This is a genomic window from Roseateles chitinivorans (assembly GCF_002761755.1).
In the GTDB taxonomy this organism is placed as follows: Bacteria; Pseudomonadota; Gammaproteobacteria; order Burkholderiales; family Burkholderiaceae_C; genus Roseateles; species Roseateles chitinivorans.
On record NZ_PEOG01000063.1, the window covers coordinates 25,023 to 33,515 of the forward strand.

Below are 8,493 nucleotides of genomic sequence, written 5' to 3' on the forward strand. Positions count from 1 at the left end.
CCAGCGGCGCGTCAGCACTCGACGATGTTGACCGCCAGGCCGCCGCGCGCGGTTTCCTTGTACTTGGTCATCATGTCGGCGCCGGTCTCGCGCATGGTCTTGATGACCTTGTCCAGGCTGACATGGTGGGTGCCGTCGCCGCGCAGCGCCATGCGCGCGGCATTGATGGCCTTGACCGAGGCGATCGCATTGCGCTCGATGCAGGGGATCTGCACCAGGCCGCCGACCGGATCGCAGGTCAGGCCCAGGTGGTGCTCCATGCCGATCTCGGCCGCGTTCTCGGCCTGCGCCGGCGAGCCGCCCATCACCGCGCACAAGGCCCCCGCGGCCATCGAGCAGGCGACGCCCACCTCGCCCTGGCAGCCGACCTCGGCGCCCGAGATCGATGCGTTCTCCTTGTAGAGGATGCCGATCGCCGCGGCCGTCAGCAGGAAGTCGACGATGCCGTCCTCATTGGCGCCGTGCACGAAGCGGGCGTAGTAGTGCAGCACCGCCGGCACGATGCCGGCCGCCCCGTTGGTCGGCGCCGTCACGACGCGACCGCCGGCGGCGTTTTCCTCGTTCACCGCCAGCGCGTAGAGGTTGACCCAATCCATCACCTGCAGCGGGTCGCGCAATGCGGCCTCCGGATGCGCGACCAGGTCCCGGTACAGCGCGGCCGAGCGGCGCTTGACCTTGAAGCCGCCCGGCAGGATGCCTTCGGTGCGGCAGCCGCGCTGCACGCATTCCTGCATCACGTGCCAGATCTTCAGCAGCCCGGTGCGCGTCTCCTCGTCGGGGCGCCAGTGCCGCTCGTTGCGCCGCATGATCTCGGCGATCGAGCAGCCTTCCTTCTCGGTCAGCGCCAGCAGTTCGGCGCCGGTCTTGAAGGGGTAGGGCAGCACCGTCGTGTCGGGCGCGATCTGCTTCTGCTTGCTGCCGTCGGCCAGCACTTCCTCGCTGACGACGAAACCGCCGCCCACCGAGTAATAGACCCGGTTCTGCAGCTCGTTGCCGTCGGCGTCGTAGGCGATCAGCCGCATGCCGTTGGCATGCAGCGGCAGGCTCTGGCGGCGGTACATGACCAGGTCGCGCGCCTCGTCGAAGGCGACGACCTGGTCGCCGCCCAGCGCGATGCGCCGGTCGTTGCGGATCGCATCGAGGATGCCGGGAATCGATTCGATGTCGACGGTGTCCGGCTCATGCCCCGCAAGCCCCAGCAGCACCGCCTTGTCCGAGCCGTGGCCCTTGCCGGTGGCGCCCAGCGAGCCATACAGCGCGGTGGCCACGCGCACCGTCCTGTCGAGCACGCCTTCATGCCGCAGGCGCTGCACGAACATGCGCGCCGCGCGCATCGGACCGACGGTGTGCGAACTCGACGGCCCGATGCCGATCTTGAAGAGGTCAAAGACGGAAACTGCCATGGCTCACCTCTGCGGGTCGTCGAGGGCGGTTCAAGCGCCCCTCATTGGGCTAGGCGGCATGGACGCGCCGCGGGCGTCGTCCATGACGGGGACTCGGCTCACTCGTCGGCGTAGGCCGACAGGGGCGGGCAGGAGCAGACCAGGTTGCGGTCGCCGTAGACGTTGTCGACGCGGCCGACCGGCGACCAGTACTTGACGTGACGCAGTGCCGGCACCGGATACGCCGCATCGTCGCGGCTGTAGCCGTGCGACCACTCGGCCTTGAGCAGGCTCTCCGCGGTGTGCGGCGCATTGACGAGCGGGTTGTCCGTCCTGGGCCAGGCGCCGGATTCCACCTTCGCGATCTCCTCGCGGATCTGGATCATCGCGGCGATGAAGCGGTCGAGCTCGAACTTCGATTCGCTCTCGGTCGGCTCCACCATCAGCGTGCCGGCGACCGGGAAGGACAAGGTCGGCGCATGGAAGCCGTAGTCGATCAGGCGCTTGGCCACGTCCTCGGCCGACACGCCGCTGCTGTCCTTCAGCGGACGCAGGTCCAGGATGCACTCGTGCGCCACGCCGCCGCCCTTGACGCCAGCGATGTTGCCGCTGAAGTGGATGTCGTAGTGGTCGGACAGGCGGGCCGCGACGTAGTTGGCGGACAGGATGGCGGTCTCGGTCGCCGCCTTCAGGCCGGTCTCGCCCATCATGCGGATGTACATCCACGAGATCGGCAGCACCGCCGCGTTGCCCAGCGGCGCCGCGCTGACGGCACCGATCGCGGTCTTCTCGCCCAGGCCGGCCGCGCGATGCGCCGGCAGGAAGGGCACGAGGTCCTCGACCACGCAGACCGGGCCGACGCCCGGGCCACCGCCGCCGTGCGGGATGCAGAAGGTCTTGTGCAGGTTCAGGTGGGACACGTCGCCGCCGAACTGGCCCGGCGCGGCGATGCCGACCAGCGCGTTCATGTTGGCGCCGTCGACGTAGACGCGGCCGCCGTGCTCATGCACCAGCGCGCAGATCTCCTTCACATGCGTGTCGAAGACGCCGTAGGTCGACGGGTAGGTGATCATGATCGCCGCCAGCTGGGCGCTGTGCTGCTCGCACTTGGCCTTCAGGTCGGCGAGGTCGATGTTGCCTTCCTTGTCGCACTTGGTGACCACGACCTGCATGCCCACCATCTGCGCCGACGCCGGATTGGTGCCATGGGCCGATTCCGGAATCAGGCAGATCTTGCGATGACCCTCGCCGCGCGACTCGTGCCAGGCCTTGATGATCAGCAGGCCGGCGTACTCGCCCTGCGAGCCGGCGTTCGGCTGCAGCGACACGCCCGCGTAGCCGGTGGCCTGGCACAGCCAGGCGGTCAGTTGCTGGTCCAGCTGCGCGTAGCCCTGCAGCTGGCTCTGCGGCGCGAACGGATGCACCTGCGCGAACTCCGGCCAGGTGATGGGGATCATCTCGCTGGTGGCGTTCAGCTTCATCGTGCACGAGCCCAGCGGAATCATGCTGCGGTCCAGCGCCAGGTCCTTGTCGGAGAGCAGGCGGATGTAGCGCAGCATCTCCGTCTCGGAGTGGTGGATGTTGAAGATCGGATGCGTCAGGTAGTCGCTCGTGCGCGACAGCGCGGCCGGGATCAGCGTGGTGGGCGTCGCGGCCGACGCGCCCGCGAACGCGTCCGCCACCGCCTTGCCTTCCGCAAAGACGGTCAGCAGCGCCTGGATGTCGGCGCGGGTGGTGGTCTCGTCCAGCGTCAGGCTGAGGCTGTCCTCGCCGGCGCGGCGCAGGTTCATGCCGGCGGCCACGGCGGCCGCCATCACGGGGCCGGTGTGGGCGCCGGTCTTCACATGCAGCGTGTCGAAGGCGGTCTCATGGACCAGCGTCAGTCCCAGCGCCTTCAGGCCCTGCGCCAGCACGGCGGTGTAGGCGGCCACGCGCTGGGCGATGCGCTTGAGGCCCTGGGGACCGTGATAGACGGCGTACATGCTGGCCACGACGGCCGGCAGCACCTGCGCGGTACAGATGTTGGAGGTGGCCTTCTCGCGGCGGATGTGCTGTTCGCGCGTCTGCAGCGACAGCCGGTACGCGGGCTTGCCGTGCGCGTCCACCGACACGCCGACCAGGCGACCCGGCAGCGAGCGCTTGAACTCGTCGCGGCAGGCCATGTAGGCGGCATGCGGGCCGCCAGCGCCCATCGGCATGCCGAAGCGCTGCGTCGTGCCGACGGCGATGTCGGCGCCTTGCTCGCCGGGCGCGGCGATCAGCGTCAGCGCCAGCAGGTCGGCCGCGGCCACCAGCAGGCCGCCGTGCGCATGGACCGCGTCGGCGATCGCCTGCAGCGGGCGCACCACGCCGGTCACGCCCGGGTACTGGACCAGCGCGCCGAAGCATTCGGCCTTGCCGGCATCCTCGGCAGGGCCGACCTGGATGGTGATGCCCAGCGGCTCGGCGCGGGTGCGCACGACTTCCAGGGTCTGCGGCAGCACGTCATCGGCGACGAAGAAGGTCTGGCTCTTGCTCTTGCCCACGCGGGCGGCCAGCGTCATCGCCTCGGCGGCGGCGGTGGCCTCGTCCAGCATCGAGGCGTTGGCGATGGCCAGGCCGGTCAGGTCGCAGACCATGGTCTGGAAGTTGACCAGCGCTTCCATGCGGCCTTGCGAGATCTCGGCCTGGTACGGCGTGTAGGCCGTGTACCAGGCGGGGTTCTCGAGGATGTTGCGCAGGATGACGCCCGGGGTCAGCGTGCCGTGGTAGCCCTGGCCGATGAAGGACTTCAGGATCTGGTTCTTGCCCGCGATGGCCTTGAGCTCGGCCAGCGCCTGCGCTTCGGTCACGGCATCGGGCAGGTCCATCTTGGCTGCGCGCTTGATGGCGGCCGGGACGATGGCATCGATCAGCGCGGCGCGCGAGGCGCTGCCGATCGCCGACAGCATCAGCGCTTCGTCGTGGGCGTCGGGACCGATGTGGCGGGCGTGGAACTCGACGGCGTTCTCGAGCTCGGCGAACGAGGGCAGGGCGGACATGGCGGGGCGATCCTGGAGGGGGGGAGTTCTTTGACGTCGGGGTGTGGAGTCGGGAGGGGCCGCCAGGCGCAAGCCGCAGCCATAGCAGCGCTATGGCGAGGACTTGCAACGACGCGGACTGCCCGACTCCGCAGCCCGATCAGCTGTTCTTCACCAGCTCGTCGTAAGCCGTGGTGTCCAGCAGACCGTCCAGCTCGGACGGATTGGACAGCTTGACCTTGAAGAACCAGCCCGACTTCAGCGGGTCGGTGTTGGCCAGCGACGGGTCGGCGCGCAGCGCCTCGTTGACCTCGACGATCTCGCCCGAGACCGGGGCGTAGACGTCGGCGGCGGCCTTGACCGACTCGACCACGCCGGCCACTTCCTTGGCGGCGAAGGACTTGCCGACGTCCGGCAGGTCCACGAACACGACGTCGCCCAGCGCGTCCTGCGCGTGGACCGTGATGCCCACGGTGGCGATGCCGTCGGTGGTGTCGACCCACTCGTGGTCGGGCGTGTACTTGATGCTCATGGAGAGGCTCCGTGCAATCGGATGGTTGGAACGGGAATCCCGAGGGCGACTCGCGTCGGCTCGAGGGAACGGGGGACGAGGTGACCCGGGATCGCGGATCAGCCGCGGAAGTATCCGTTGGGCGTGAACGGCGTGGAAGAGACCGTCATCGGCGTGCGCTTGCCACGCACCTCGGCGAAGAGCTCGGTGCCGAGCGCCGCGTACGGCGTCTGCACATAGGCCAGCGCCACCGGCTTGCCGACCGTCGGGCCCAGGGTCCCGCTGGTGACGACGCCGATCTCCTGGCCGTCGGCATTGACCAGCTTGGCGCCTTCGCGCACCGGCATGCGCTCGGAGCTGACCAGGCCCACCCGCTTGCGCGCGGCGCCTTCGGCCAGTTGGCGGTCGATCACGGCCGCGCCCGGATAACCGCCGGCGCGGGCGCCGCCGGCACGGCGCACCTTCTGGATCGCCCAGGTCAGCGAGGCCTCGACCGGCGTGGTCGTGGTGTCGATGTCGTGGCCGTACAGGCACAGGCCCGCTTCCAGGCGCAGCGAGTCGCGCGCGCCCAGGCCGATCGGCATCACCTCGGGCTGGGCCAGCAGCTTGCGGGCCAGTTCGACGGCACGGTCGGCGGCGACCGAGATCTCGTAGCCGTCCTCGCCGGTGTAGCCCGAGCGGGTCACGAAGGTGGGGATGCCGTCCAGGTCGAAGAAGCCGCCGGTCATGAAGACCAGCTGGGCGACGTCCGCGTTCAGGCGCGACAGCGCGGTCACGGCCTGCGGGCCCTGCAGCGCGAGCAGGGCCTGCTCGGGCATCGGGCGGACCTCGCAGCGGCCCGACAGGTGCTTGCGCATGTGGGCGATGTCCTGGTCGCGGCAGCCCGCGTTGACGACGACGAACAGGCCGTCGGTGCGGCGGGCCACCATCAGGTCGTCGAGGATGCCGCCGTCGTCGGCGGTGAAGAGCGCGTAACGCTGCTTGAACAGGCCGAGGTCCACGATGTCGACGGGGACCAGGGTCTCGAGCGCGGCGGCGGCATCGTCGCCCACCAGCAGCACCTGGCCCATGTGGGAAACGTCGAACAGGCCGGCCTTGGCGCGGGTGTGCTTGTGCTCGGCCATCACGCCGGCGGGGTACTGGACCGGCATGTCGTAGCCGGCGAAGGGCACCATCTTGGCGCCGAGTTCCAGGTGCAGCGCGTGCAGCGGGGTCTTGTGCAGGGTCTGATCGGCGGACATGTCTGGCTCCGAGGGCATTCGTCGTGACCACCCCGACTGTGAACCGATCACGTCAAGGTGGGGGATATGCCCTCGCTGTCCGCTTTACCTGAGAGATTGGCCGCCGGCGGTTGACCGGTGGCTTGCCCCTTCGGTGGACGGGCTCGACCGGTGGTCCGCCCCGCCTCTCTCCAGTGAGGACGCCCGATGTCTCGGGCGTTTCGTCAGTCCTTTTGCCTGAGCGTTCGCAGCGTGGGATCCCCAGTGCCACTGCGCCTTCGGCGGCCCCCGCGAGGCGGCTCTCTCCTGACAGGCGCGCATTGTAGTCATGGAAATGACCCGGTCCAGCCGGACGTGCACAATCGCCCCCATGCGACTCCTGCTGGTGGAAGACGACCTCATGATCGGCGAGCAATTGCTCGGGCTGCTGCGCGCCGAGGGTTATGCCGTGGACTGGGTGCGGGACGGCGAGATCGCCGACACCGCGCTGCAATCCCAGACCTACGACCTGGTGTTGCTCGACCTGGGCCTGCCCAAGCGCGACGGCATGAGCGTGCTGCAGGCCCTGCGCGGGCGCAAGCAGACGGTGCCGGTGCTGATCGCCACGGCCCGGGACGCCACCGCGCAGCGCGTGGCCGGCCTGGATGCCGGTGCGGACGACTACGTGCTCAAGCCCTTCGAGCTCGACGAGCTGCTGGCCCGCATCCGCGCGTTGCTGCGCCGCGCCGCCGGCCGCGCCGAGCCGGTCTACGAGCACATGGGCGTCAGCATCAACCCCGCCACCCGCGAGGTGACCGCCAACGGCCATCCGGTGACGCTGTCGCAGCGCGAATGGGCGGTGCTGGAGCCGCTGCTGGCCCGTCCCGGCATGGTCCTGTCGCGCCAGCAGCTCGAGGAGAAGCTCTACGGCTGGAAGGACGAGATCAGCAGCAATGCCGTCGAGGTCTACATCCACGGCCTGCGCAAGAAGCTGGGCGCCGAGCTGATCCAGAACGTCCGCGGCGTCGGCTACCGCGTGCCCAAGGAATGAACGCGCCGCAGGGGGCCGACGCGCCGCGGCGCGGCCGGTTCGCGTTGCTGCCGCGCTCGCTGCGCTACCGGCTGCTGCTGTTCCTGCTGGGCGCGATGCTGACCAGCGCGCTGATCCAGGGCATGAGCGCCTACCGCAACGCGCTCATGGAGACCGACGAGATCTTCGACTACCAGATGCAGCAGGTCGCGCTCTCGCTGCGCGCGGGCATGGGCACGGGATTGCCGCTGCCGCTGGGGGAAGAGCAGAGCATCGACCTGATCGTGCAGGTCTGGGGCCTGGACGGCACGCCGCTGTACCGCTCTGCCGGCCCGGACTGGCTGCCGCAGCGCGCGGTGCTGGGCTTCTCCAATGTCGCGCTGCGCGGCAAGCGCTATCGGGTCTTCGCGGTGCAGGGCCGCTTCCAGGTCGTCCAGGTCGCGCAGGACATCGCGGTGCGCCAGCGCATGGCGGGGCAACTGGCCTGGCGCACCGTGCTGCCGACGGCGCTGATGCTGCCGATGCTGGCCCTGGTGGTGTGGTGGGTGGTCTCGCATTCGCTGGCGCCGCTGGAGCGCGTGCGCCAGCAGCTGTCGCGCCGCGCGGCGCTGGACCTGGCGCCGGTCGACGACGAGGACCTGCCGGCCGAGGTCCAGCCGCTGGTCACCGAGCTCAACGGCCTGCTGGACCGCGTGCGCCAGGCCTTCGAGCAGCAGCAGCACTTCGTCGCCGACGCGGCGCATGAGTTGCGGTCGCCGCTGGCGGCGCTGAAGCTGCAGCTGCAGTCGCTGCGGCGCGCGCCGGACGAGCCGGCCCGCGCGCAGGCGCTGGAGAAGCTCGGGCAGGGCATCGACCGCGCGTCCCACTTGATCGAGCAGCTGCTCGCGCTGGCGCGGCAGGACAGCGCGAAGGCGCAGGCGCCGTCGCAGCCGATCGCGCTGGACGCGCTGTGCCGCGACGGCGTGATCGACGCGGCCACGCTCGCGCAGGCCCGCGGCATCGACCTGGGGATGGAGCGTTGCGACGCGGTGCTGGTCGACGGCCACCGCGAGGCGCTGACGATGCTGCTGCGCAACCTGCTGGACAACGGCATCAAGTACGGGCGCAGCCGCGTCGACCTGAGCCTGGAGCGCAGCGGCGGACAGGCGCTGCTGGTGGTCGAGGACGACGGGCCCGGCATTCCCGACGCCGAGCGCGGCCGGGTCTTCGACCGCTTCTACCGGTCCGAGGCGCAGGCCCAGCAGGCCCCGGGCAGCGGTCTGGGCCTGGCGCTGGTGCGCAGCATCGCCGACGACCATGGCGCCAGCCTGCGTCTGGGGCACAGCACCGCGCTGGGCGGCCTGCGCGTCGAGCTGGCGATGCCGCTCTCCCG

6 protein-coding genes and 2 riboswitches are annotated in these 8,493 nt (G+C 70.1%); of the genes, 2 read left to right on the top strand and 4 right to left on the bottom strand.

Translation table 11 applies throughout. The features are described 5' to 3' along the window. Positions 1-11: 11 nt before the first annotated feature. The 4 genes from CS062_RS19735 to gcvT all read right to left on the bottom strand — a co-directional run bounded on the left by CS062_RS19735 (position 12) and on the right by gcvT (position 6,133). Positions 12-1,403 (bottom strand): L-serine ammonia-lyase, encoded by a 1,392-nt coding sequence (locus CS062_RS19735; RefSeq protein ID WP_099863272.1) that lies wholly within the window; start codon positions 1,401-1,403, stop codon positions 12-14. Positions 1,404-1,501: 98 nt separating this feature from the next. Beyond that, entirely contained in the window at positions 1,502-4,402 is a 2,901-nt protein-coding gene (gene gcvP, locus CS062_RS19740) for an aminomethyl-transferring glycine dehydrogenase (RefSeq protein ID WP_099863273.1), read from the bottom strand. Positions 4,403-4,541: 139 nt separating this feature from the next. After that, a complete protein-coding gene (gene gcvH, locus CS062_RS19745) occupies positions 4,542-4,913 on the bottom strand; it encodes a glycine cleavage system protein GcvH (RefSeq protein WP_099863274.1) in 372 nt (123 codons plus the stop codon). Between the two features lie 98 nt (positions 4,914-5,011). Further along, positions 5,012-6,133, bottom strand: a complete 1,122-nt coding sequence (gene gcvT, locus CS062_RS19750; RefSeq protein ID WP_099863275.1) for a glycine cleavage system aminomethyltransferase GcvT — start codon at positions 6,131-6,133, stop codon at positions 5,012-5,014. A 65-nt stretch (positions 6,134-6,198) separates the two neighbouring features. Further along, positions 6,199-6,317, bottom strand: a riboswitch (glycine riboswitch). A gap of 10 nt (positions 6,318-6,327) precedes the next feature. After that, positions 6,328-6,431: riboswitch (glycine riboswitch) on the bottom strand. Positions 6,432-6,482: 51 nt separating this feature from the next. Here gcvT and CS062_RS19755 point away from each other — a divergent pair. After that, positions 6,483-7,142 (top strand): response regulator, encoded by a 660-nt coding sequence (locus CS062_RS19755; protein WP_091724043.1) that lies wholly within the window; start codon positions 6,483-6,485, stop codon positions 7,140-7,142. Next, positions 7,139-8,493 (top strand): ATP-binding protein (locus CS062_RS19760; RefSeq protein ID WP_099863276.1); only part of this gene is annotated, 1,355 nt, incomplete at its 3' end. The genes CS062_RS19755 and CS062_RS19760, both read left to right, overlap by 4 nt.